This window comes from Micromonospora sp. NPDC004704 (assembly GCF_053601675.1).
The window spans coordinates 176201-197917 of the sequence record NZ_JBSGCD010000005.1; the positions used below are offsets into that span (position 1 = coordinate 176201).

Sequence of the window (21717 nt, forward strand, 5' to 3'; positions counted from 1 at the left end):
CTACCAGCTCATTCAGGCAGGACGATCCGGATGCCGACCGTGCCGTCGGCAGGTCGCTCACCCTCGCAGGGTACGACGACGAGCGTCCCCGCGCCGCCCGCTAGCGTCTACCCCATGGTGGGAGAGCCGCAGGTCGGCGACGTCTTCGGCGAGTTGCTGCGGGACACCCTCGCGGTGGCGACCGGGGTCGGGCCACGTCCCCTGGTCGGGGGCCGGTTGCCCCGACCGGTGATCGAGATCATCGAACGCGACGACGGTCTGATCAACGGCGCCCCGTCCGCCCACTACCTCGACGAACCCGCCGACTGGCAGCCGTACGACCACCGGGCGGTCGACCGGGTCCGGGGTCGGGTGCTCGACATCGGTGTCGGCGCCGGCCGGATCGCGCTGGAGTTGCAGGAACGCGGGGTGCCGGTCACCGGGCTGGACATCTCCCCCGGTGCGATCCGGGTCGCCCGCAAGCGGGGCGTACGGGACCTGGTCCTCGGCACGGTCGACGAGTACGCCACCAACCGGCACCGGTTCGACACCTTTCTCCTGCTCGGCAACAACCTCGGGCTGATCGAGGGGCGGGACCGCGCACCGGCGTTCCTGGCCGCGCTGGCCGCCCTGGCGAACCCGGGCGCCGAGATCATCGCCCACGGCACCGACCCGTACGGCACCACCGACCCGGTGCACACCGGTTACCACGAGCGCAACCGGGCCCGGGGCCGGCTCGGCGGGCAGTTGCGCCTGCGGCTGCGCTACCGCGAGCTGGGTACGCCGTGGTTCGACTACCTGGTCTGTACGCCGGACGAGCTGGCCGAGCTGATCCGGGGCAGCGCCTGGCGGCTGGTCGACGTGGACGACGCCGATGCCCCGTATTACCTGGCCACGCTGCGGCTGGCGGGTTGATGGAACCGGCCGAGCTGCGTTCGGTCAGCAAACGGATGTCGCTCGTGCTGCGGCACGCGCCGGGAAGCGTCGGGCTGACGTTGGACGCCAACGGCTGGGTGCCGGTGGCGGACCTGCTCGCCGCCCTGTCCCGGCACGGCCGGCGGATCACCCCGGAGGAACTGGACGCCGTGGTGGCCGACAACGACAAGCAGCGGTTCGCCGTGCGTACGGGACCGGACGGGGTGGCGTGGATCCGGGCCAGCCAGGGGCACTCGGCGCGGGTGGCGGTGGACCTGGCGCTGACCCCGGTCACCCCGCCCGAGCTGCTGTACCACGGCACCGGCGCGGTCAACGTACCGGCGATTCTGGCGCAGGGGCTGCGGCCGGGGCGGCGGCATCACGTACACCTGTCCGTCGACGTGGCGACGGCCGTGACGGTCGGTCGGCGCCGGGGCGGGTCGGTGTCGGTGCTGGTGGTCGACGCGGCGAAGCTGGCCGCTCGGGGGCACGAGTTCTACCGGAGCGACAACGGGGTGTGGCTGACCGCGTCCGTCCCGCCGGACGTCATCCGGCCGGAGACCGACCAGGCCCTGACCGGCCGCTCCTGAGCCGCTACGGCAGAAGCGGGGCGCCTTTTTGACCGGAAGGCGCCCCGCTTCGCATGACCAGGGTGTGGGGTTCAGACCGTGACGGTCGGCGGGGCCGGGGTCGGGGGGTGGCCACCGTCGCCGTCGACCACCTCGTCCGGCGTGCCGTCCTCGTCGAGGTCGACCATGGTGATGTCCACCGTGCCGTCGCCGGTGGTGTCGAACTGGAACAGGTCAGCCTTGCCGTCGCCGTCGGTGTCGGCCACCCAGAGGTCGACCTTGCCGTCGTTGTTGGTGTCCGCGCGGATCAGGTCGACCCGCTCGTCACCCCGCGTCTCGACGATCTCCTGCGACTCGGTGGTCGCCTGCGACTCGCTCATGAAGGGAAGCCCTTTCTCCGGCTGACTGAGGCGTGCAGGTCCGCAGTACCCAGGACCGCGGTCCCGCATACGTTAGCGGCGACATAGGGTCGCCACCATGAACGAGCGTTTTGTTGTCGTCGGCGCCGGCACGATGGGGCTCGGCATCGCGTACGTGGCGGCCACCGCCGGTTACCGGGTGGACCTGGTCGAGGTCGACGCCGGGCGGGCCGAGGCGGCCGGTGCCGCGCTGGGCAAACTCCTGGACCGGGCGGTCGAGCGGGGCAAACTGGCCGCCGACGCGGCAGCGGACGCGCGTACCCGGTTGGTGCTCCGGCGCGACCTGACCGAGGTGGCCGACGGACCGGACGTGATCGTGGAGGCCGTGCCGGAGCGGCCGGACCTCAAGCGGAACGTGCTGGCCGCCGCAGCGGCGCGCCAGCCCGCGTTGCTCGCCACCAACACCTCCAGCATCCCCATCGCGGCCCTGGCCACCGCAGTGCCCGACCCGGGCCGTTTCATCGGTCTGCACTTCTTCAACCCGGTCTGGGCGATGGCGTTGATCGAGATCGTGGTCGGGCCGGCGACCGCCGAGGAGACCACCGCGGCGGCCGTCGCCCTCGCCGGCCGCCTGGGCAAGGACCCCGTCGTCGTACGCGACCTGCCCGGCTTCGCCACCTCCCGGCTCGGCGTCACGCTCGGGCTGGAGGCGATCCGGATGGTCGAAGACGGGGTGGCCAGCCCGGCCGACATCGACAAGGCGATGACACTCGGTTACCGGCACCCGGTCGGGCCGCTCGAACTCACCGACCTGGTGGGGCTGGACGTACGCCTGGACATCGCCCGTACCCTGCGATCGGCGTACGGCGACCGGTTCGCGCCGCCGCCGCTGCTGGAGACGATGGTCGAGCAGGGTCGGCTGGGCAAGAAGTCCGGCCAGGGTTTCTACCGCTGGGTGGACGGGGTCAAGCAGTGAGCACAGTGGAATCCGCCGGTCTGCGGATCGAGGAGCGGGCCGACCGGTTGGTGGTCACCCTGGACCGGCCGGAGAAGCGCAACGCGATCGACGCCGACCTGGTCGCCGCCCTGCACGAGGTCTGCGGGCGGCTGGAGCGGGACCCGAAACTGCTCCTGCTCACCGGCGGTACGGACGGCATCTTCGCGGCCGGCGCGGACATCGCCCAACTGCGGGAACGGGACCGGCTCGACGCACTCGCCGCGATCAACCAGGCCGTCTTCGCCCGGCTCCGGGCGCTGCCGCTGCCCACCGTGGCCGCCGTCGACGGCCCGGCCCTGGGCGGCGGGGCGGAACTGTCGTACGCCTGCGACCTGCGGATCTGTACGTCACGCGCCTCGTTCGGCCAACCCGAGGTACGACTCGGCATCATCGCCGGGGCGGGTGCCACGCACCGGTTGCCGGCACTGGTCGGTGAGACCCGGGCCAAGGAACTGCTCTTCACCGGTCGCCGGATCGACGCCGCCGAGGCGCTGCGGATCGGGTTGGTCAACCGGGTGGTGGACCAACCGGCCGACCTGCTCGGGGCCGCCCACGAGCTGCTGGACGAGATCGCCAAGGCGTCGCCGCTGGCCCTGCGGCTGACAAAACTCGCGGTCGACGCGCCCGCCGCCGCGCATCCGCAACTCGACCTGGTCAGCCAGGCGGTGCTCTTCGAGGATCCGGAGAAGCACCGCCGGATGACCGAGTTCCTGGACCGGAAGAACCGCTGACGGGCGTCGTCGCCGTCGACGTGGGCGCGCCGATCAGCGGCTGCCGTACGGGTTGCTGTCCGAGTCGAGGTAGGCGACCTGGTTCGCCACTCCGTCGAAGTCGGTGTCGACGACGAGTTGATCGGGGCGGCCGTCCTCGTCCAGGTCGGTGACGGTGTGGTCGGGGCGCCCGTCGTGGTTGACGTCCCGTACCCAGTTGTCCGGCTCGCCGTCGAGGTCGGTGTCGCGGACCACCTGGTCCATCAGGCCGTCGTTGTTGGTGTCGGTGGCGACCCGGTCGATCACACCGTCCTCGTTGCCGTCACCGATGATCCGGTCCACCGTGCCGTTGTCGTCGTAGTCACGCAGCATGGTGTCCAGCGCACCGTCGTGGTCACCGTCGATCAGGGTGGTCTCGGCGGTGCCGTCGCTGTCGAGGTCCTGCTGGACCAGGTCGGCGACCCCGTCGCCGTCGAAGTCGGTGAGCACGTCGGTGGAGCCGTCGACGTGGTGCTCGACCACCGTCTCCGGGTGGAAGGCCGCCAGGTCGTACGCGGGCAGTTCGGGTCCCGGGTCGATCTCGGGCCCGAAGCCCTCCTGCCCGTCGGTGGAGCCGAAGTTGGTCTCCTCGGCCAGCGGGTTGTCGGTGAAGTCGCTCATCGTCTGGTGCCCTTCGGTCGGCTCGTCCGGTGTCAGGAAGACCGTATGGCGGCCGGGGGCCCCGATTGCTCCCGGAAACGTGCCAGACCGATGCCGGCCCGAGGACGGCCGCGTACGCCGTCAGTGCCGGATCTGCACCCCGGCGGCCGAGAGCGCCTTGATGACCTGCGCCGATTCGGCGAACCCGATGACCAGGACCGCGTCCGCACCGAACTGCTTGATCTCCTGCGCGCCGCTGGTGAAGTCGACCGGCGGGGAGTCCGGCTTGGCCGGCGGCTCGTAGGTGAGCAGCTTGACCCGGTCGGCGGCGAACCCGGCCCGTTCCAGTTCGGCCTTGACGTTGCCCTGCAGGCCCTCGCCGTACGAGTCCTTCCGGGCGACCAGGGCGATCCGGTGCGGTCCGTCCCGCATGATCACGTCTGCCAGCGCCCGGCCCTGGAGGATGTCCGAGGGTGCGGTACGGAAGTAGCGTCCCTGGTCGTCGATGGTGGTCAGACCCGCGTCGGTGTTCGACGGGGAGAACAGGATCAGACCGGCCGCGACCACGTCGGGCAGCACCGCGCGGGAGATCCCGGACGCGGCGGCACCGATGATCACGTGTACGCCGGCCGCGACGTGTTGCGCGACGGTCGCCTTCGCGACGTCCGGGTTGGTGCCGTCGTCACCGTCGACCCAGACCGCCGGCTCGCCGAGCACACCACCGGCCTCGTTGATCTCCTTCATGGCCAGTTTCGCGCCGGCCGCGATCGGGGGGTACGCCAGAGCGAGGTCACCGGTCTTCGGCAGCAGCCCGCCGATCTTGAGCGGTGACCCGTCGCGCTTGTCGTTCTTGCCGCCGACCTGCTTCTTTGGCGGGGGCGGGGCCTGGGTGCTGGCCGCCGACTCGTCACCGGCGCCGACGAACTCGGTCTTGCCGTCGTCGATCTTCGCCTGCTCGCCGAAGTGCATGGTGGCGTAGCTCGCGGTGGACGGCTCACCCGCGTCGGTGAACCCGCCTCGGTTGAGCGAGACGCCCCGGTACTCGATGTCCGTACCGGTGCGGGCGATGGTCAGGCACGCACCGATCGAGTCGCACCGCTGACCGCCCACGGTCACGCCGTTGATCTGCTTGGCGATATCGGCCGGAGCGGTCGAGCCGGCCAGTTGCGCCGCGAGCGCGCTCACCGCGATGGCGTCGTAGACCTCGGCGGAGTAGAGGAAGTCGGTGAGCGCCGGGTCGATGGCGGTGACCCGGCTGACGAAGTCCTTGGACAGCGGGGTGAGTGGGATGGTGCCCTTCATGCCGTCCAGCAGCTTGGTCTGCCCGTCGAACTCCTTGACGAAGGAGTTCTGCATGTTGCCGTCCGTACCGTAGAGGCGCGTCGGAGTCGCGGTCGACTCCTCCGCGTTGTCCCCGCCGCAAGCGGTGGTGGCAAGCAGGAGCGTCGCGCAGGCGGCAAGTGCAGCACCGCGCGAACCGCGTGGTACGAGCATGAGGTCGTCCTTCCTCCCCGAAGGTCCGCTGCGCACACTAGCGTGCGTCCGGCCGACCATGTGACTGCGGTCGTAGATCGATCTTTTACCCGGCGGTAATATACGCCGGCCGATAGCTTTCGGGCATTCCCGAGCGCCCGCTTGACCTGGCGGCATACCCTTCCGCACGTGATGGACGAACCCCAGGACACGCTGGACGACGCCAACGCGGTGCTGCGGTCCGCCCTGGTCGGTGACAGTGACGCCGTGGTTGGCACCTTCGACGCGGTGGTGGACCGGTCCGGTGTCGCTGGGGCGTACGAGGTGGCCTGGCGTCTTGCCGCCACCATGGTCGGCGAGCAGGTGCCGCGCGGCAGTTGGACGCTGGAGTTTCCCGGCATCGACGAGGCCAACTACGACGCCCGCTGGGTGGCCCGGTTCGTCAGCGCGTACGCGAACTCCGACATCGACACCGCCGAGGCGCTCTTCGGTGCCGCGCTGACCGACGGCCAACTCCCCGACTGCCTGCTCACCCTCGCCGGTTCGGCCGTGGCAACCATCCGCCACCGCGAGCCGTAACCCGCGCCACCGCAAGCCGTAACCCGCGCCACCGCAAGCCCTTACCCCCGCCACCGCAAGCCGTAGCCCGCGCTACCGGCAGGTCCCGACCGCGCCACCGGTTCCCGGTTCGGCCCCGCGCGTCCCGGTTCCCGGTCGTGGATGGGAGCCTGGGGGAATGCTCGACAAGGTGCGCAAGCTGCTGGCGATGGCCGAGGACCCGGCCTGCACCGAGGCCGAGGCAGCGGCGTTCATGGCCAAGGCCACCGACCTGATCGCCCGGTACGGGGTCGACCGCGCGTTGCTCGCCGCCCGGGACCCGGCCACCGACCCGGTCGGCGACCGGGTGGTCGAACTGCTGGCCCCGTACGCGTTGGACAAGGCGGGCCTGCTCGCGGCGGTGGCGGGCGCGTTGCGGTGCCGGAGCGTACGTCGGCGGGCCGGTTCCGGTTTCGAGATGCACCTGTTCGGGTTCGCGAGCGATCTGGAGCGGGTGGAGTTGCTCTTCACCTCCCTGCTGGTGCAGGCCGCGCACGGGCTCGCCGGGACCCCGGTGCCACCGGGTGACCAGCCGGCCGCGTTCCGGCGTTCCTGGCTGGCCGGGTTCGCCTGGTCGGTGTCGGAACGGTTGCGGGCGGCCGAGGCGGCAGCCGCGGCGGACCCGTCCGGTGAAGGGGTCGGGGAGACGTCGATGGCGCTCGTGCTGGCCGATCGGAGCACGCGGGTGGAGCGGCGGCTGGCCGAGGTGTACCCGCGGTTGCGTACCGCGTCGGCCCGTCGACTGGCCGGTGGCGGCGCGGGTCAGGGCGCCGAGGCCGGCCGCCGCGCCGACCTGGGCGGTACGGGCGTACGAGCCGGTGGCGCCGCCGCCGTCGCGGGCCGGTCCACCAGGGACGGTACGGGTTTCTCCGGTCGACGTCCCGGGGCTTGACCGGCAGGATGGGCGGCGCGACGGCCGTCAGTTGGTGATCGAGCTGACCGAGGCGGCGTACCGGGAAAGCAGCTCGTGCCAGCCGGCGGTGAGTGCCTCGCGGTAGCCCTCGGCGGCCTCGCCGTGCCGGTCGAAACCGCGATGTTCGACCTCGACCCTGGTCCGGTCGTCGCCCTCCGGGTCGAACCGGACGTCGACCTCGCTGGCGTTGGCCGGGTCGGGCACCGGAACCCGGTCGGGTCCGATCTGCCAGGTGAAGACGAGCCGGTGCGGGGGCTGCCAGAGGACCACCCGGCCCCAGTCGGCGCGGAAACCGTGCGGCCCGATCTCGTACGCCATCCCACCGGCGCGCGGCTCGAAACCGATCGCGGCCAGGGCGGTCGGTCCGGACCAGGTGTATTCCATCACCCACCAGTCGGCGAGCCCGCCGGTGAAGACGGCGAAGGCGTGTTCGGGTGAGGCCGGGACCCGCAGGGTGCTGCGCAGGGAGTACCTGGCCACGTCCTGGTGGATGCCGCCCGGGCCGGTGGTCTCCTGTCCCATAGGCCCGGACCATACCGGCCACCGAAGCCCTGCGCAGCGTCCAGCCGACCAGCGGTTGAATCGCTGCGCCGAGCGTGCGGTCACCCGTTGTCGCGATGGGTGGTGGTCGATGTCTCGACGGACGCGCTCGATATGGGGCAAGTGCTATGCGGACCGTCGACGGCCCCCGCACTAGATTAATCGCCATCGATTAAAGCGGAGATCTGCTCCGTGTCCCGTCGAGTTGGGAGCCAGCGATGGTCAGACGACAATTCCTCCGTACCGCCGTGGCCGCGCTGGTGGCGGCCTGCTCCATGATCGGCGTACAGACCGCCACCGGATCGCCCGCGGCGGCGGACGCCAACATCGCCGTACGCACCGTCTACTACGACGCCAGCCGGGCCGGCGAGTTCACCACCAACTTCACCCAGGCCGCCCAGATCTGGAACAGCCGGGTGAGCAACGTACGCCTGGTCGCCGGCACCCCGGCGAGCCTGGTCATCTACGTCGACAACGGGTGGCCCCGGGCGTACGTGACCGGACTCGGCTCCGGCCGGGTCTACATGGGCTGGGAGGCGGTCAACGACGGGTACAACCGGACCAGGATCGCCACCCACGAGATCGGCCACATCCTCGGCCTGCCCGACAACCGGACCGGTCGCTGCTCCGACCTGATGTCCGGCAGCAGCGCACCGGTCTCCTGCGCCAACGCCAACCCGAGCGCGGCCGAGGCGGCCAGGGTCAACTCGCTCTTCGCCGGCAGCGCGGCGGCGGCCGCACAGCTCACCCCGGCGAACCCCAAGGTGTACGTCTGGAACGGGAGCTGACCGATCCACGTACCCGGGACGGGGCCGATCGGCGGTGACGCCGGTCGGCCCCGGCGGTCCGTCCGGCACGTCGCCGGGCTCAGCGCACCACGATGCCCGAGTTGTGCTCCGCCACCCCTCGGGCGGCCAGCAGCGGACCCATGATCATGTAAACGACCCAGGTCAGGGGCATCGTCACGAACCCGATGCCGACGAAGAACAGCCCGAAGTTGATCCAGAACAGCACCCAGTACGTCAGCATCAGGGTGAGGCCGACGCCGACCCGACCGGCGTACAGGTTCCCGATCCCGAAGACGCCGAGCAGTCCGGGGAGCAGTTCCCACGCGACCGCCGCCCCGGTGGACTTGCTCGGCACCACCGGTACGGCATAAACCGGCTGCGGCAGGCCCATCTGCGGATACTGCGGCCCCGGTGCGTACTGCGGCCCCGGTGCGTACTGCTGCACGGGTGGGTGGGCCGGCGCGGGTGGATAGTGCGGCGGGGGTGGTGCGTACTGCGGCGGTGCGGGCGGGTGCTGCTGCGGCGGCGAGGTGGGGGCCGGCGGGTGGTGGTCCGCGGGCAGCGGGAGCGGCAGCGTCGGCGGCAGGTGCGGGGGCGGGGGCGGATGCGTCTCCGTCGGATCCGCCCACGGATCCTGCTGCGGGTATGGATAGGTCATAACTGGCAGTGTGGTCAGCGGGCGCTATCGACCGCTACGCCCGAGCGGCCTCTTGAATGTCACGTTTCAGTGGAGGGCCGGCGGTGGCGACGCGCCGACAGGTACGGCGCGGTCGATGCCGTCCTGGTTAGGATCCGAGCATGGCGGACGACCAGGCGGCACGGGGAGAAGGCTTCGCGAACCTCGTGCACGACGCCCGCCTGCGGAAAGGCTGGACCCAGCAGACCCTCGCCGAGCGGTCCGGGCTCCCCGAGGACCTGATCCAGGCCTGGGAAGAGGGCGACCTGCGCGGCTCGGAGCCGACGAGCCGGGTCCGGTCGGTCCTGGTCACCCTCGACATCGAGCCGGCCGACGCGCTGGTGGCGCTCGGCTACCTGACCACCGACGACCTGCGCGACCGACCGGCCGGACAGGCGGACGAGCGCATCCGGCTCGACGCCGAAACCCGCGACCTGCTGAACCAGCTCGCCCTGACCAGCCACACCACGCCCGAGCGGTACCTCGCCTCGCTGATCGTCGCCGACTACGACCGGCAGTGGCCCGGCCGCCGGGACTTCCAGCAGATCCCGCTGGCGGCCCGCCTCCAGCGGGTACGGGAACTCCTCGGGCAGACCGAACTCCTCGACGACCCGGACGCCGAACGACGGCTGGACGAGGCGCTGGCGCGGGCCCACGAGGAGGCGCAGCGCATCTACGGTGGCGGCCCCGACCAGGCAGCCGCGTGAAGCAACTCCACGTCTTCGACAGTTCCGCGCTCATCGGATTCCTCAACAACCGGGACCCACTCGTACGCCTCTACCGCCGTGCCGAACACGGCCGGATCCTGCTGGGCTTCCCCACCACCGTCATCCATGACGCCAACTCGGTGCTACCGATCGGCTGGGATTCCTGGTACGCCCTGCTCAACCTGCCCGACGTGATCTGCCTGCCGCTGACCGAGCACGTGGCGGTGGCCATCTCCGGCGGCACCGGTGAACTCGCCGTACGGCATGCGGTGTTCGAGGCGAAGGGAGCGACCGGTCTGGTGGTCACCTGCCGCCCCGACCAGTACGAAGGCCGTGGGGTGCCGGTCGTGGCGCTCTGAGTTCGACCGTCGACCGCTGACCACTACGGCCACCGGTCACCGCCGAAATCGGGCGGCACCCGCGGACCGTCAAACGTGGACTACTCTCACGTGCGTGATCTCTGCGATCCGGCAACTGATCGGGAGATCAGTACCGCTCGGTACCGCTGTTGGCTCGCAGGTTCGAGAGGAACCCGCCCCCTGATGCGCCTTACCATCCTTACCGCCGTTGTCGGTATCTGCCTCATCGCCTTCGTTGTCGAGTTGCTCCGACGGCGTCAACTACGAGAGAAGTACGCGGCGCTGCTGATCACCGTGGCCGTGATCGCGCTGCCGCTCGCATTCTTTCCCCGCCTGCCCGACCGTCTGGCCGACCTGCTCGGGGTGGTCAACGGGGTGAGCCTGGTGCTGTTCGGCGGGGTCGTCTTCCTCCTGCTGGTCACCATCCACCTGAGTTGGGAACTCAGCCGGTTGGAAGAGGAGACCCGGGTGCTCGCCGAAGAGGTGTCGCTGCTGCGCGGCGAACTCAACAGGGAAAAGAGCCTTTCGTGATGCTGGACAAAAAGGTTCTCATCATCATTCCGGCCTGGAATGAGGAGAAGTCGATCGCGGACGTCGTACACGAGGTCCAGCGGGAACTGCCGACGGTCGACGTACTCGTGGTCGACGACGGTTCGATGGACAGCACCGCCGAACAGGGCCGCCGGGCCGGTGCCCACGTGCTGCGGCTGCCGTACAACCTCGGTGTGGGCGGGGCCATGCGGCTCGGCTACCGGTACGCCGAGGACCACGGTTACGACGTCGCGATCCAGATCGACGCGGACGGGCAGCACGACCCGCGCTTCGTACCCCAGCTCGTGGACGCGCTCGACCACGCCGACCTGGTGATCGGCGCCCGTTTCGCCGGTACCGGCGACTACACCGTACGGGGACCCCGCCGGTACGCGATGCGCCTGCTGGCGATCGTGCTGAGCCGGATCACCGGCACCCGGTTGAGCGACACCACCTCCGGCTTCCGGGCGGCCAACCGGCGGGTCATCGAGATGTTCGCGCACGCCTACCCGGTGGAGTACCTCGGCGACACCATCGAGACGGTGGTGCACACCGCCCGGTCCAAGTTCCGGGTGTTGCAGGTCCCGGTCGCCATGCGCCCACGAGCGGCCGGTACGCCCAGCCAGTCCCCGCTGAAGGCCACCCTGTACCTGACCCGCGCGGTCGCCGTACTGGGGCTGGCGCTGATCCGCCGTTACCCGCTGCCGCAGGAGCAGGTGAAGCAGGTCTGATTCCGGTGCCCGCTTTCTGGGCGGGATCAGACCATCGAACGTCCCGGCAATCTGGCGCTAGCCCACGAACCCCCGACCCGGCATCCGCCGCCGGTCGGGGGTTCGTGCCGTACCCGACCGGTCGCCGTCAGGTGAGGTCGATCCAGTAGCCAAGCGACACCCGGTCTGCTGGGATCACAATGTCGGCCACCTCGACCACCCGATCTCCGGCGTACGTCTGCCGGGAGATCGTGACAACCGGGGTACCGCTCGGGATGTGCAGCGTCTTAACCTCGTCGGCAACGGGCATCCGTGCCCGCACTTCCTCGCGGATACCGGTGATGACCACGCCGAGGCTGAACAACTGGGCGGTGTTCCCGCCGGGCCACGGCTCTCGATCCGGTTCGGCAACCGGTGTGCCTGCGACCATGCTGAGCAGGTAGCAGGACGTCGACATCTGCTGGGCGACACCGTCTGCGTGGAACACGAACCGGCGCTCCAGCAACATGGTGCCGGTTGGTACGCCGAACAGTTCGGCGGTGGCGACGTCGGCGGGCACGTCCTGGAACGCCTTGTCCAACCGGTAGTCGTTCCACCTGACCCCACGGTCGACGGTGAACGACGTCTCGGGTGGGAGATCGCCGCGGATCTGGTCCAGTTCTCGGCGGTACCGCTCGGAGCCGAGACGCCGGACTGGCAGGGCGGGTCGGACGAAGGTGCCCCGGCCCATCTCTGTCACGGCCAGGCCCTCCGACCGCAGTAGAGCGACCGCTTCACGTGCGGTGCCGCGTGACACCTCGAATTCGGCCATGATGGCTGTCTCGGACGGCAGGATGGACCCAGCCGGGATCGCGCCGGACATGATCCGGCGGCGCAGCTCATCGGCGACTCGTCGATATCGTGGCCGCTCGTGCGGGGTAGGCACGTTCGTCACCGTACCTTCGATCAACGCGCTTCGGACGTTCGGCATCTCCTCCATCAACCTATCTAGACGGGCAGTATATACAGGTGTAGCTTCCTGTTAGGTGGCCAGCACGGACAGTTGTTCTAGGGGTAGGCACTCTGCGCTGGCCACCCTCCCTAGTCGACGGAGGTGGGCGATGTTCATCAACAGCACACGACGGAAGTACTTCTTTGACCCTGATCCGGCACCGGTCGAGCAGGCAATTCCCAAGCCCGTGCCGGCCCCGGTCGAGACGGTCCGTCCCGCCCTGGGCGGAGCGGCGAGGACCGGCGCGACCCGACGACTGGTCGATGCGGAGACACGGAGCCGGCTCAACGCCCGGCAGGCCAGCTGGTGGCGGTCGTCATGAATGCCGAAGAGACGATTCGGACGGCGCTGCGGGTCATTGCCCAGCACAATCGAGCCGGACGGTGCACGGAGCAGGGCTGTACGGGCGACAACGAATGCCCCGCTCTCGTTTCCGCGCAGGGGCTGACGAAGCCGGGTGAGTGGTGAGCGCACTCCTGCCGCACCAGCGGCTCCGGCTCACCCAGCTACGGGCGCGGAAGCTGCTGCGCCGGCACTGGCCGGTCAACGGTCGGTGCCCCCGTTGCATCCTGGGGCGAACATGCACGGGGTTTGTCCGAGCGTGCCTCGTGTTGGAGGCCCTGGGCGACGACTACCAGCCGTCGCCCATTCCTGAGCCGGCGGTGGTCCGAGAGATCGTCGTCCGGTTTCGAGCCGACGTCGAAGGCGTCGTCTGGTGAGCCGGCAGGATGAGCCGCTCACGCGGGCCGGGATCTGGGACGCCGCCAAGACGACTCTCCAAGGGCACACCAACGGCCGTCGTTGCCCGCAATGCGGCCCGGACAGGTGCAAGCAGCTCGACTGGGCGGTCACGATCCGGATCGGCGGCAAGGCGGCATCCGTGCTGCCAGCGCTGCTGGCCGGCTTGTGACCACCCGGTCAGCCGCGGAGGTCACCACCACTGGGGAAACACGTGCACTGGTAAAGGTCACCGTCAACCTCACCCCACGCGCGGTGGACGCGCTCGATGCCGGTTGTAGGCGTACCAGGGACACCAAGACGGACACGATCAACCGTGCCCTGGTCGTCTACCACCTGGTCCTGGAGCTGATGGAACGCAGCGGCGGGAGCCTCATCTTGCAGAACCCTGACGGGGGCGTTGACCGGGTACACCTGCTCTGATCGGAGGCGACGGGTGGAGCACGATCAGCAAGACAATGGCCTGGGTGCTCCGCACCGGCCGGGCGACGACTGGCGGTGTCGTGACGACGGCGAGGAATGGCCGTGCCCTGTTTTCCGGCGACGCATGTGGTCGCTCTACCGCAACGACCGGGACCGCCTGGTCGTGTTCATGCGCCACTTCCGCGATCGGGCCGCACCCGCCATTGGCTTGACCGCCGAGCAGGCCGAGGCCCGGTTTGTCGGCTGGGCACACGAGCCCCCGGCACCGGTACGCAAGCATCGGCGGCGGATCTGACTGGCCCGACCCCCACAACCGTTCTTCGAGGCGATCGGAACCGTCATGACGCTACGGTTTCCCGACAAGGACCCGAGCGCCTTGCTTAGCTGGATGTCGCCGGTAACGAGACCGAATTTGAGTTCCCAAACCCATGATGCGGATCTTCACCGAGGTGAGACATGGCAACCACGCTCGATGATCTGCTGGGCGGCTGTCGTCGGTCCGCGGTTCACCTTGAGCTGCGGGACGGGTACATGCGCGACGACCCGGCGTTCATTGCCTGGCAGGGCGGTCACCGGCTCGACCCGGCGGACCGGGCAGCGTGGTGGCGGCCGTGGCTCGACACCGTTTCCGCGATGGTCGAGCGGGGTGTGGAGGTGCGCCGGGCGCGGGTGGTGTCCGAGCCGCTCAGCGAGTACATCCGGTACGAGTACGACGTCACTTTCCCTAACGTCGCAGCGGGCGAGCAGGTGCGTTGGCTTCCCCGGCGGCAGGCGACGGAGCTGGCGTTGCCGGGCAACGACTTCTGGTTGTTCGACGGCGATGACCTCGTGGTGAACCACTTCAGCGGAGAGGGTGAGTGGCTCGGTACCGAGACGGTCACAGATCCGGCCGTGATAGAGCGTTGCGCATCGGCGTTCGAGGCGGTGTGGGAGCGGGCGACTCCGCACCAGGACTACCGGCCTGCCTGATCCCGGCTCGTCCGATGGTTACACCTTCCACTCGGGCGGTGGTCGATCCGCCCGACTGGAATTGGGCATGAAAATAGAGCAGCCCCGGTCCGGCGTTACCGCTGGTCGGGGCTGCTCTGATAGCCCGGCGAAAGGCTATGTGGCCAGGGGCGGGGTCGAACCGCCGACCTTCCGATTTTCAGTCGGACGCTCGTACCAACTGAGCTACCTGGCCTGGTTACTGCTCGGCTCATGTTACCTGTCCGGCGGGATGGCCGCAGCACGGGTGACATGCTCCGAAACGCAGAACGCCGCGCGTTGTTACGCGCGGCGAGCGGCGCTGGCGGTCCTGACGGGACTTGAACCCGCGACCTCCGCCTTGACAGGGCGGCGAGCACTCCAACTGCTCCACAGGACCTAGCTCGTACATTCTTGCATCTAGCTCTTACGGTCTTGCACCGGCCGGCTGGCCGGGTGGTGCACGTGCCCCCAACGGGATTCGAACCCGTGCTACCGCCTTGAAAGGGCGGCGTCCTGGGCCACTAGACGATGAGGGCGGCCCCGCCATCATTGCACAAGACAACTCAAGCAGTTGCACCCATCCGGCCCCGCCGGAGGCTTGGAAAGCATACGTGATCGCGGCCGGCTGGATCAAACCGGTACTGGGCGGGGGCAGAATGCCCCCAAAACCTACTTCAGCCGTACGATTCCGTACTTCTGTTTCAAACTGGCTAGCAGGGTGGGGCATGCGGTGAGCGTGCCGCTGCGGTCCCCACCCCCGTCGTGCAGCAGGATGATCGACCCCGGGCGGGCCTGGGTGATCACCCGCTTGCTAATCGCGGCGGCACCGGGCTTGTCCCAGTCCTTCGGGTCGACGTCCCAGTGCAACGGGGTCATGCCCAGTGCCCGGCTCACCCGCGCCACCGCCGGGGTCCACTCGCCGCCCGGCTGCCGGTAGTAGCCGATCTTGGCGCCCGGCACCGCCCGCCGGATCTCCCGGTTGGTCCGGAGCAGATCGGACCGGATCTCCCCCTCCGACTTCTCACCCAGCTTGAGGTCGTGCTGCCAACTGTGGTTGCACAGGTTGTGGCCCTCGCGCACGATCCGGGCGACCAACTGCGGGTACTTGCGGGCCTTCGAGCCGATCAGGCAGAAGGTCGCCTTGACCCTGGCCGCCCGGAGCTGGTCGAGGACCTTGGGGGTCCAGTCCGGGGAGGGGCCGTCGTCGAAGGTCAACGCCACCCCCTTGACCCCGGTCAGCCGCCTGGCGTCGTACGGGCCGACGGTCCCGCGCGGGGCGGGCGGGCGGCTCGGCGGCGGCGCGACGGTGGGGGCCGGCGGGACGGCCGACGGGCTGGCCGGTGCGGTGGGGGTGACTTCCGGTGCACTGGTGGCCGGGGTGAACGGCGCGAAACTGGGTGGGGCCGCCAGGCCGTGTTGATCGTTGGCACAGGCGCCGGTGAACAGCGCCACCAGGACCAGCCCGGCCGCGAGCGCGGCGGGTCGGATCATCGTCGACTCCCGAGGGGTATCGGGCGAGGGAGCATCGGGGCAGGCGCTCACGCTAGCCCACCCGGGAATCGATCGTGGCCCCGCCGGGCCTCGATTTCCGTCGATCGATCAGGACGTGCTGCTCAGCCGGTGAGCGACCGGTCTGCCGACGCGCCCAGCGTCACGGTGAGCGAGAGAGCCTCGCGCAGGCTGGTCGGCAGCGGCACCCCGACGGGCAGCGTCTCGGCCCGCCAGCCGGGCCCGGCGGCCACCAGCAGCACCGGTCGGTGCGGGCTCGCCAGCACCGCCCGGAGCTGGGCCGGATCGGCGGTGGACCGGGCGTGCGACCAGAGCACCACCGCTGCCGGTCCGGTCCGGGCGACCGCGTCGACCAGCGCCGCCGCCGGCACCCGGGCGCCGAGTTGCCTGGTGGCCACGCCGACCTCGGCCAGCGCGGCGGCGAGCGCCTCCAACGGCAGGCTGTGCTGTTCCTCGTCGGCGCAGGCGAGCAGGATCCGTGGTGGACCGCTGCGTGCCGCGCTCCGGGTGACCACCGCGAGCACCTCGGACACGCAGCGCGAGAGCAGGTGTTCGACCTCGATCAGACCGGCCGTGGCGGCGTGCCGCTCGCCGAGCCCGGCGAGCACCGGGCGCAGCAGCCCGTCCCACGCGGCCACCACACCGTCGACCGCGACCACCCGCTCGACGGTCTCGTACACACCGGCGGCGTCGAGTCGCATCGCCGCACGGGCCAGGCCGCGGGCGGCCGGACCGGCCGGGTGGACCGGGATGGTCCGCCCGCCGCCGTCGCGCGGTCGGATCATCGTCCGGCGCGTCGGCCGGGCACGGTCCCGATCGGGTACGTCAACAGCAGGGCGGGCACCACGCCCCGATTCGCCACGGTCCGCCACGTCGGGTGCCCGTTGTGCCCAGCGGGCTGCCTCCGCCGGCACCACCCCCTCGGTGGTGAGCCGACGCATGATCTCCAGTCGGGCCAGGTCCTGGGCGGTGTAGCGCCGGTGTTGGCCGGGCACGTGCCGGCTCGGCCCGAGGCCGTACCGCTGGTGCCAGGTGCGCAGGGTGGTGACCGCCACGCCGAGCCGGCGCGCCACCGCCCCCGCGCTCAGTCCGTCATCGCCCACCCGGCGGCTCCGCCGCGTTGTCCACCAGCCCGGCAGCGGCGCTGGCCGGGACCCCGGTCGTGCCGACGGGACCGGCGGTCGCCGGTACGGACAGGAGGTAGCGGTCGATCACGCCGACCAGCCAGGGGGCGTACCCGTCCGGGTTGGCGTCGATGTCGGCGCGCAGCTCCTCGGGGTCGACCCAACGCAGGTCGGCCACCTCCGCCGGATCCGGCCGCAGCGGTTGGTCCGGTGCGAAGTCCGCGCGCAGTACGTGGTCGTACTCGAATTCGACCCGTCCGGTGGCCGGGTCCTCGGCGAAGTAGAGGTGCACCCCGACCTCGGTCAGCCCGACCGGACCGACGCCCAGCTCCTCCACCAGCCGCCGGTTGGCCGCCGTACGCAGGGACTGGCCCGGTTCCGGGTGACCGCAGCACGAGTTGGCCCACCGGAGCGGGAACCGGGTCTTGACGGCGGCCCGTTGTTGCAGCAGCACCCGCCCGGCCGAATCGACCAGCAGCACCGAGAAGGCCCGGTGCAGTTGCCCCGGAGGCTGGTGCGCCGCCGCGACGGTGGTCTCGCCCACCACCGCGCCGCCGTCGTCGACCAGCTCGACCAGGTGTTGTTCCCGCGCGGTGGTCATCGACCACCGCCGGTGACCCTGGCCGCGGCCAGCTTTCCGGAGATCAGCACCATCGGAACACCCACTCCCGGCTGTGTACCCGAACCGACGAACACCACATTGGAGAGTGTGCGGTGCAGATTCGTGGGACGGAATGGCCCGGTCTGGAAAAGACTGTGCGCGGCGGCGAACGGGGTGCCCGCGGCCATCCCGGCGTCGGCCCAGTCGGCGGGCGTGACGACCTCGGAGACCTCGATCCCGTCGGCGAATCCGACGTACCCCCGGCTCTCCATGGTGGCGGTCAGCTCGGCGGCGTACCGCCGGGGCAGGTCGCCGCGCCAGTCCAGCGGGGCCGACTCGAGGTTCGGCACCGGGGCGAGCACGTAGTAGGAGTGGCGTCCGGCCGGTGCGACCGACGGGTCGGTCCGGCTCGGGTTGGTGACCAGCAGGGACGGGTCCGACATCAACTGACCCCGCTTGATCACCTCCTGGAAGGTGCCCCGCCAGGACCGGCCGAAGTGGATGTTGTGGTGGGCGATCCCCGAGTACGCCTGACTCGAACCGACGTGCAGCACCACGCACGAGGGTGAGTAGCGCAACCGGCGCTGCCGGGCCGGTGGCAGCAGGTCGCGGTAGGCGATCGGCAGGTCCGGGTTGAGGACCACCACGTCGGCCGGGATCCGCTCGCCGTCGGCGGTGGTGACCGCGGTGGCCCGACCGGCCGAGGTCTCCACCCGGGTCACGGTGGTGTCGTACCGGATCTGGACGCCGTGTTTCTCGGCGGCACCGGCCAGCGCCCGGGAGACCGCGTGGATGCCGCCGCGTGGGAAGTAGACCCCGGCCACCGAGTCGAGGTACGAGATCACGGTGTAGATGGCGAGCGCGTCGTGCGGGGCGAGACCGGCGTACATCGCCTGGAAGGAGAAGATCCGCTGGGTCCGGGGGTCGCGGAAGAACTGGTTGACCTTGGTCTGGAGCCGGCGGAAGGCACCGGCCGCGACCAGCTTCAGCAGGTTGCCGGTGAGCAGGTCGGTCGGCGAGTCGAGGTTGCGCTCGATGAAGTCGGTGCGCTCGAGTTGCCACAGGTTGCGCGCGTAGTCGACGAAGCGCAGGTAACCGTCGGCCTCCCGGGGACCGCAGACGCGGGAGATCTCGGCCGCCATCGCGGCCGGTTCGGTGTGCACGTCGAGGGTGGAGCCGTCGGGGTAGTGCGCTCGGTACGCCGGGTCCAGCGGGATCAGGTCGAGCCAGTCGGTCAGTTCCTCGCCGACCGCGTCCAGCGCCTCGGCGATCAGGTCGGGCATGGTGAGCACGGTCGGGCCGGTGTCGAACTCGTACCCGTCGAGGCTGAGCCGCCCGGCCCGGCCGCCCGGCACCGGTTCGCGTTCCAGCACGGTGACCTGCCGGCCGCTGCCGGCCAGGTGCAGGGCGCAGGCGAGGCCGCCGAGTCCCGCCCCGACCACCACCACCCGATCGGTCCGTCCACTCACGGTCCGCACGCGACCACCTCCTTGCTGCGATCCCTCATCATGCCCGCCGATGAGTCGTTACCACAGCAAGACGGGTAAGTGCGGGGGCGATTGTGGTGCGGCCCGGGTCCTTGGCCGTTGCTGGAGCGTACCTTAGGGTTACGAGTTGCGTCGATTGGTGCGTCGATTGTCGGCGGAGACGTCGGCTGTCCGGCGAGGGACTCGGAGGACGGGGACGGTGGACCAGAAACGGGGCGCGGTGGACCGGGAGGCGGTTGCGGGAACCGATCTCGCGGCGGCCTACGCCCGCTGCCGTGAGCTGCACAAACAGCACGGTCGCACCTACTATCTCGCGACCCGGCTGCTCCCGGCGTGGAAGCGGCGGCACGTGCACGCCCTCTACGGCTTCACCCGGTACGCGGACGAGATTGTCGACCGTACCGACGACCTGCCGCCCGCCGTCCGGGCCGCCCAGCTCACCGACTGGTCCGACCGGTTCGTCGCCGGGTTGCGGGGTGCCCCGGTCGACGACCCGCTGCTCCCCGCGGTCCTGCACACCATCGCCGCCTTCAACCTCGACCCGGACGACTTCGCGTCGTTCCTGCGCAGCATGGCGATGGACCTCACGGTCACCTCGTACGCCCGTTACGACGACCTGCTCGACTACATGGAGGGGTCGGCGGCGGTGATCGGCACGATGATGCTGCCCATCCTCGGTTCGTCCGACCCGGTCGCCGCCCGCGAACCGGCCCGCCAGCTCGGCCTCGCGTTCCAGCTCACCAACTTCATCCGGGACGTCGCCGAGGACCTGGATCGTGGCCGTACCTACCTGCCGGACGAGGACCTCGCCAGGTTCGGGGTCAGCCGGGACGACCTGGTCGAGGCCGCCGCCCGGTGCCGGGCGAGCGGACCGATCCGGGAGCTGATCGCGTACGAGGTGACGCGTGCCCAGGGGCACTACGCCGCCGCCGCGCCGGGGATCGTGCTGCTCAACCCCGCCTCGCAGGCGTGCATGCGGACCGCGTACCTGCTCTACGGGGGGATCCTGGACGAGGTGGCCGCCGCCGGTTACGACGTGTTCGTCCGGCGTGCCGCCGTACCGAACCGGCGCCGGGCGGCGGTGGCCCTGCGGGCACTCCTGACCCGCCCCGGCACCCCGGTACCCCTGCCCGGTCCGGCCGGCTAGCCGTCGAGGCAGGTGTGCAGTACGTCGACCAGCCCCTCCACCCGGTTGAAGCTGGCCAGGTGCCGGGTCGCGTACGCGAACGTGTAGTCGCGTACCGGGTCGGCCCAGGCCACGCTGCCGCCGATCCCGCCCATGCCCCAGCTCCCGTCGTCTTCGAGCTGCATGCCGAGCGTCCACTGTGCCGGGCGCTCCAGCAGCAGGTCGTCGCCGACGTACTGGGCGCGGGTCAGCTCGGTCACCAGTTCGGCACCGAACAGCCGTACGCCGTCCAGCTCACCACCGGCGAGCAGCCCGGCGTAGAGCCGGGCCAGGCCGGCGGCGGTGGCGTGCAGGTTCACCGCGGGCACCTCGGCCGACCGCCAGAGCGGCCCGTTGAGTACGGCGAGGTCCAGGCAGCCGGCCGGGTTGCCGAGCGCGCGGGCGCGCAGTGAACCGGGCGCGCCGAGGATCGTGACCGGCCAGTCGGGGTCCCCGTAGCCCAGGTCGGCGCAGCGGGCCTGGTCGGCCGGGGAGAGCCCGAAGTGCAGGTCGAGCCGCCACGGCCCGGCGATCTCGTCGGCCAGGAAGCGGCCGATCGACCGGCCGTCGACCCGGCGGACCAGCTCACCGACGAGGTGCCCGTAGGCCAGCGCGTGTTCGGCCGCGACGGTCCCCGGCGCCCAGACCGGTTCGGCGTCGGCCAGGTCACCGGCGAGCAGGTCCCAGTCGCCGAGGGCCTGTTCCGGTCGGGGCATCGGGAACACCGGCAGCCCGGCGGTGTGGCTCAGCACGTGCCGGACCGTCGCCCCGGTGGCGCGGAATTCCGGCCAGTGCCGGACCACCGGGTCGTCCAGCCCGATCCGGCCCCGTTCGACCAGCAGCAGCAGGCAGAGTGCGGCGACCGGCTTGCCCACCGAGTAGACGTTGACCAGGGTGTCCGGGCTGAAGTGCCGGGTCCGGGCGGTGTCCCGCCAGCCGCCGACCAGGTCGAGGACCGGTCGACCGCGATGCCAGACGGCGAGCGACGCCCCGGTCTCGGCCGCGCCTGCGAGCCGCCCGGTCCCGGCCGGGTCACCGGTTCCGCCGACCTTCCGATTTTCAGTCGGACGCTCGTCGCTCAACAGGGCCGCGAAGGCGTCCCGTACGGCGACAAAACGCCGGTCCCAGTCGCCGTCCACCCGATCTTCACGTACCCGGTCTCCGCTCACCGCACCACGGTAGGCCCCTGCCCCGGTCCGCCGACACACGATATGTGAGCGGTAGCCGGGTCCGGGTCTGCCAGGTGCG

26 protein-coding genes, 3 tRNA genes and 1 pseudogene are annotated in these 21717 nt (G+C 70.6%); 16 read left to right on the top strand and 14 right to left on the bottom strand.

The window, feature by feature from the left end; translation table 11 throughout:
* Positions 1 to 114: 114 nt before the first annotated feature.
* A complete protein-coding gene (locus tag ACWEFB_RS08965; RefSeq protein ID WP_452283718.1) occupies positions 115 to 894 on the top strand; it encodes a class I SAM-dependent methyltransferase in 780 nt (259 codons plus the stop codon).
* Positions 894 to 1484 (top strand): RNA 2'-phosphotransferase, encoded by a 591-nt coding sequence (locus ACWEFB_RS08970; RefSeq protein ID WP_452283720.1) that lies wholly within the window; start codon positions 894 to 896, stop codon positions 1482 to 1484. The genes ACWEFB_RS08965 and ACWEFB_RS08970 overlap by 1 nt, the downstream gene beginning before the upstream one ends.
* A gap of 71 nt (positions 1485 to 1555) precedes the next feature.
* Here the strand turns inward: ACWEFB_RS08970 and ACWEFB_RS08975 are convergent, their stop codons facing one another.
* Complete coding sequence (locus ACWEFB_RS08975) at positions 1556 to 1843, bottom strand: hypothetical protein (protein WP_452283722.1); 288 nt, start codon at positions 1841 to 1843, stop codon at positions 1556 to 1558.
* Between the two features lie 97 nt (positions 1844 to 1940).
* Between ACWEFB_RS08975 and ACWEFB_RS08980 the strand changes: the two genes are divergently transcribed.
* Together ACWEFB_RS08980 and ACWEFB_RS08985 are read left to right on the top strand one after the other, a co-directional pair.
* On the top strand, positions 1941 to 2798 hold the full coding sequence (locus tag ACWEFB_RS08980) for a 3-hydroxyacyl-CoA dehydrogenase family protein (RefSeq protein ID WP_452283724.1): 858 nt from the start codon (positions 1941 to 1943) through the stop codon (positions 2796 to 2798).
* Positions 2774 to 3550, top strand: coding sequence for an enoyl-CoA hydratase/isomerase family protein (locus tag ACWEFB_RS08985; RefSeq protein ID WP_452284056.1), 777 nt, complete (start codon positions 2774 to 2776; stop codon positions 3548 to 3550). Before ACWEFB_RS08980 ends, ACWEFB_RS08985 begins: the two co-directional genes overlap by 25 nt.
* Positions 3551 to 3583: 33 nt before the next feature.
* On the opposite strand, the gene ACWEFB_RS08990 is transcribed toward ACWEFB_RS08985, so the two are convergent.
* Both ACWEFB_RS08990 and ACWEFB_RS08995 read right to left on the bottom strand, forming a co-directional pair.
* Positions 3584 to 4189 carry a hypothetical protein gene (locus tag ACWEFB_RS08990; RefSeq protein ID WP_452283726.1) on the bottom strand — a complete coding sequence of 202 codons (606 nt, stop codon included), beginning with the start codon at positions 4187 to 4189 and terminating at the stop codon, positions 3584 to 3586.
* A gap of 120 nt (positions 4190 to 4309) precedes the next feature.
* Positions 4310 to 5662: an ABC transporter substrate-binding protein gene (locus tag ACWEFB_RS08995; protein ID WP_326562098.1), complete on the bottom strand. Its 1353-nt coding sequence runs from the start codon at positions 5660 to 5662 to the stop codon at positions 4310 to 4312.
* Positions 5663 to 5830: 168 nt separating this feature from the next.
* Between ACWEFB_RS08995 and ACWEFB_RS09000 the strand changes: the two genes are divergently transcribed.
* On the top strand, positions 5831 to 6220 hold the full coding sequence (locus ACWEFB_RS09000) for a hypothetical protein (protein WP_452283729.1): 390 nt from the start codon (positions 5831 to 5833) through the stop codon (positions 6218 to 6220).
* Positions 6221 to 6377: 157 nt separating this feature from the next.
* Positions 6378 to 7130 carry a DUF2786 domain-containing protein gene (locus ACWEFB_RS09005; protein WP_452283731.1) on the top strand — a complete coding sequence of 251 codons (753 nt, stop codon included), beginning with the start codon at positions 6378 to 6380 and terminating at the stop codon, positions 7128 to 7130.
* Between the two features lie 27 nt (positions 7131 to 7157).
* On the opposite strand, the gene ACWEFB_RS09010 is transcribed toward ACWEFB_RS09005, so the two are convergent.
* A complete protein-coding gene (locus ACWEFB_RS09010; protein ID WP_452283733.1) occupies positions 7158 to 7673 on the bottom strand; it encodes an SRPBCC family protein in 516 nt (171 codons plus the stop codon).
* Positions 7674 to 7909: 236 nt separating this feature from the next.
* Here ACWEFB_RS09010 and ACWEFB_RS09015 point away from each other — a divergent pair.
* Positions 7910 to 8431 (top strand): annotated as a pseudogene (locus tag ACWEFB_RS09015) (snapalysin family zinc-dependent metalloprotease); the annotation flags it as partial.
* A gap of 127 nt (positions 8432 to 8558) precedes the next feature.
* On the opposite strand, the gene ACWEFB_RS09020 reads toward ACWEFB_RS09015, so the two are convergent.
* The gene (locus ACWEFB_RS09020; RefSeq protein WP_452283735.1) at positions 8559 to 9137 is read right to left on the bottom strand and encodes a hypothetical protein; all 579 of its coding nucleotides are present in this window, start codon (positions 9135 to 9137) and stop codon (positions 8559 to 8561) included.
* A 140-nt stretch (positions 9138 to 9277) separates the two neighbouring features.
* Between ACWEFB_RS09020 and ACWEFB_RS09025 the strand changes: the two genes are divergently transcribed.
* The 4 genes from ACWEFB_RS09025 (at position 9278) to ACWEFB_RS09040 (ending at position 11483) form a co-directional block, all read left to right on the top strand.
* Complete coding sequence (locus ACWEFB_RS09025) at positions 9278 to 9862, top strand: helix-turn-helix domain-containing protein (RefSeq protein ID WP_452283737.1); 585 nt, start codon at positions 9278 to 9280, stop codon at positions 9860 to 9862.
* On the top strand, positions 9859 to 10221 hold the full coding sequence (locus ACWEFB_RS09030) for a hypothetical protein (protein ID WP_326562104.1): 363 nt from the start codon (positions 9859 to 9861) through the stop codon (positions 10219 to 10221). The genes ACWEFB_RS09025 and ACWEFB_RS09030 overlap by 4 nt, the downstream gene beginning before the upstream one ends.
* 183 nt (positions 10222 to 10404) lie before the next feature.
* On the top strand, positions 10405 to 10752 hold the full coding sequence (locus tag ACWEFB_RS09035; protein WP_326562105.1) for a DUF2304 domain-containing protein: 348 nt from the start codon (positions 10405 to 10407) through the stop codon (positions 10750 to 10752).
* Complete coding sequence (locus tag ACWEFB_RS09040) at positions 10752 to 11483, top strand: glycosyltransferase family 2 protein (RefSeq protein ID WP_326562106.1); 732 nt, start codon at positions 10752 to 10754, stop codon at positions 11481 to 11483. The genes ACWEFB_RS09035 and ACWEFB_RS09040 overlap by 1 nt, the downstream gene beginning before the upstream one ends.
* A 127-nt stretch (positions 11484 to 11610) precedes the next feature.
* Here the strand turns inward: ACWEFB_RS09040 and ACWEFB_RS09045 are convergent, their stop codons facing one another.
* Entirely contained in the window at positions 11611 to 12441 is an 831-nt protein-coding gene (locus ACWEFB_RS09045; protein WP_452283739.1) for a GntR family transcriptional regulator, read from the bottom strand.
* Between the two features lie 727 nt (positions 12442 to 13168).
* Between ACWEFB_RS09045 and ACWEFB_RS09050 the strand changes: the two genes are divergently transcribed.
* From ACWEFB_RS09050 to ACWEFB_RS09065, 4 genes are all read left to right on the top strand, one after another.
* Positions 13169 to 13363, top strand: coding sequence for a hypothetical protein (locus ACWEFB_RS09050; RefSeq protein ID WP_326562108.1), 195 nt, complete (start codon positions 13169 to 13171; stop codon positions 13361 to 13363).
* 83 nt (positions 13364 to 13446) lie between these two features.
* Positions 13447 to 13614, top strand: coding sequence for a hypothetical protein (locus ACWEFB_RS09055; protein WP_452283742.1), 168 nt, complete (start codon positions 13447 to 13449; stop codon positions 13612 to 13614).
* Positions 13615 to 13627: 13 nt separating this feature from the next.
* Positions 13628 to 13909 (top strand): hypothetical protein, encoded by a 282-nt coding sequence (locus tag ACWEFB_RS09060; RefSeq protein ID WP_326562110.1) that lies wholly within the window; start codon positions 13628 to 13630, stop codon positions 13907 to 13909.
* A 161-nt stretch (positions 13910 to 14070) separates the two neighbouring features.
* A complete protein-coding gene (locus ACWEFB_RS09065) occupies positions 14071 to 14583 on the top strand; it encodes a DUF6879 family protein (RefSeq protein ID WP_452283744.1) in 513 nt (170 codons plus the stop codon).
* 140 nt (positions 14584 to 14723) lie between these two features.
* On the opposite strand, the gene ACWEFB_RS09070 is transcribed toward ACWEFB_RS09065, so the two are convergent.
* The 7 genes from ACWEFB_RS09070 to crtI all read right to left on the bottom strand — a co-directional run bounded on the left by ACWEFB_RS09070 (position 14724) and on the right by crtI (position 19295).
* Positions 14724 to 14797, bottom strand: a tRNA-Phe gene (locus ACWEFB_RS09070).
* Between the two features lie 106 nt (positions 14798 to 14903).
* A tRNA-Asp gene (locus tag ACWEFB_RS09075) sits at positions 14904 to 14980 on the bottom strand.
* A 66-nt stretch (positions 14981 to 15046) separates the two neighbouring features.
* Positions 15047 to 15119, bottom strand: a tRNA-Glu gene (locus ACWEFB_RS09080).
* Between the two features lie 133 nt (positions 15120 to 15252).
* Positions 15253 to 16074: a polysaccharide deacetylase family protein gene (locus ACWEFB_RS09085; RefSeq protein WP_452283746.1), complete on the bottom strand. Its 822-nt coding sequence runs from the start codon at positions 16072 to 16074 to the stop codon at positions 15253 to 15255.
* A gap of 122 nt (positions 16075 to 16196) precedes the next feature.
* Positions 16197 to 17195 carry a MerR family transcriptional regulator gene (locus tag ACWEFB_RS09090; RefSeq protein WP_452283748.1) on the bottom strand — a complete coding sequence of 333 codons (999 nt, stop codon included), beginning with the start codon at positions 17193 to 17195 and terminating at the stop codon, positions 16197 to 16199.
* On the bottom strand, positions 17185 to 17817 hold the full coding sequence (idi, locus tag ACWEFB_RS09095) for an isopentenyl-diphosphate Delta-isomerase (protein WP_452283750.1): 633 nt from the start codon (positions 17815 to 17817) through the stop codon (positions 17185 to 17187). The genes ACWEFB_RS09090 and idi overlap by 11 nt, the downstream gene beginning before the upstream one ends.
* A complete protein-coding gene (gene crtI, locus ACWEFB_RS09100; RefSeq protein WP_452283752.1) occupies positions 17814 to 19295 on the bottom strand; it encodes a phytoene desaturase family protein in 1482 nt (493 codons plus the stop codon). The genes idi and crtI overlap by 4 nt, the downstream gene beginning before the upstream one ends.
* Before the next feature lie 208 nt (positions 19296 to 19503).
* Here crtI and ACWEFB_RS09105 point away from each other — a divergent pair, with 208 nt between their 5' ends.
* The gene (locus ACWEFB_RS09105) at positions 19504 to 20451 is read left to right on the top strand and encodes a phytoene/squalene synthase family protein (protein WP_452283754.1); all 948 of its coding nucleotides are present in this window, start codon (positions 19504 to 19506) and stop codon (positions 20449 to 20451) included.
* On the opposite strand, the gene ACWEFB_RS09110 is transcribed toward ACWEFB_RS09105, so the two are convergent.
* Positions 20448 to 21638 (bottom strand): serine hydrolase domain-containing protein, encoded by a 1191-nt coding sequence (locus ACWEFB_RS09110; protein WP_452283756.1) that lies wholly within the window; start codon positions 21636 to 21638, stop codon positions 20448 to 20450. The genes ACWEFB_RS09105 and ACWEFB_RS09110 overlap by 4 nt on opposite strands.
* Between the last annotated feature and the right edge of the window lie 79 nt (positions 21639 to 21717).

Coding starts and splice junctions, on each gene's coding strand:
- ACWEFB_RS09040 (WP_326562106.1), top strand. CDS start 10,752: ATGCTGGACAAAAAGGTTCTCATCATCATTCCGGCCTGGAATGAGGAG.
- ACWEFB_RS09085 (WP_452283746.1), bottom strand. CDS start 16,074: ATGATCCGACCCGCCGCGCTCGCGGCCGGGCTGGTCCTGGTGGCGCTG.
- ACWEFB_RS08980 (WP_452283724.1), top strand. CDS start 1,941: ATGAACGAGCGTTTTGTTGTCGTCGGCGCCGGCACGATGGGGCTCGGC.
- ACWEFB_RS08975 (WP_452283722.1), bottom strand. CDS start 1,843: ATGAGCGAGTCGCAGGCGACCACCGAGTCGCAGGAGATCGTCGAGACG.
- ACWEFB_RS08995 (WP_326562098.1), bottom strand. CDS start 5,662: ATGCTCGTACCACGCGGTTCGCGCGGTGCTGCACTTGCCGCCTGCGCG.
- ACWEFB_RS08965 (WP_452283718.1), top strand. CDS start 115: ATGGTGGGAGAGCCGCAGGTCGGCGACGTCTTCGGCGAGTTGCTGCGG.
- idi (WP_452283750.1), bottom strand. CDS start 17,817: ATGACCACCGCGCGGGAACAACACCTGGTCGAGCTGGTCGACGACGGC.
- ACWEFB_RS09025 (WP_452283737.1), top strand. CDS start 9,278: ATGGCGGACGACCAGGCGGCACGGGGAGAAGGCTTCGCGAACCTCGTG.
- ACWEFB_RS09065 (WP_452283744.1), top strand. CDS start 14,071: ATGGCAACCACGCTCGATGATCTGCTGGGCGGCTGTCGTCGGTCCGCG.
- ACWEFB_RS09005 (WP_452283731.1), top strand. CDS start 6,378: ATGCTCGACAAGGTGCGCAAGCTGCTGGCGATGGCCGAGGACCCGGCC.
- ACWEFB_RS08990 (WP_452283726.1), bottom strand. CDS start 4,189: ATGAGCGACTTCACCGACAACCCGCTGGCCGAGGAGACCAACTTCGGC.
- ACWEFB_RS09010 (WP_452283733.1), bottom strand. CDS start 7,673: ATGGGACAGGAGACCACCGGCCCGGGCGGCATCCACCAGGACGTGGCC.
- ACWEFB_RS09045 (WP_452283739.1), bottom strand. CDS start 12,441: ATGGAGGAGATGCCGAACGTCCGAAGCGCGTTGATCGAAGGTACGGTG.
- ACWEFB_RS08970 (WP_452283720.1), top strand. CDS start 894: ATGGAACCGGCCGAGCTGCGTTCGGTCAGCAAACGGATGTCGCTCGTG.
- ACWEFB_RS09035 (WP_326562105.1), top strand. CDS start 10,405: ATGCGCCTTACCATCCTTACCGCCGTTGTCGGTATCTGCCTCATCGCC.
- ACWEFB_RS09020 (WP_452283735.1), bottom strand. CDS start 9,137: ATGACCTATCCATACCCGCAGCAGGATCCGTGGGCGGATCCGACGGAG.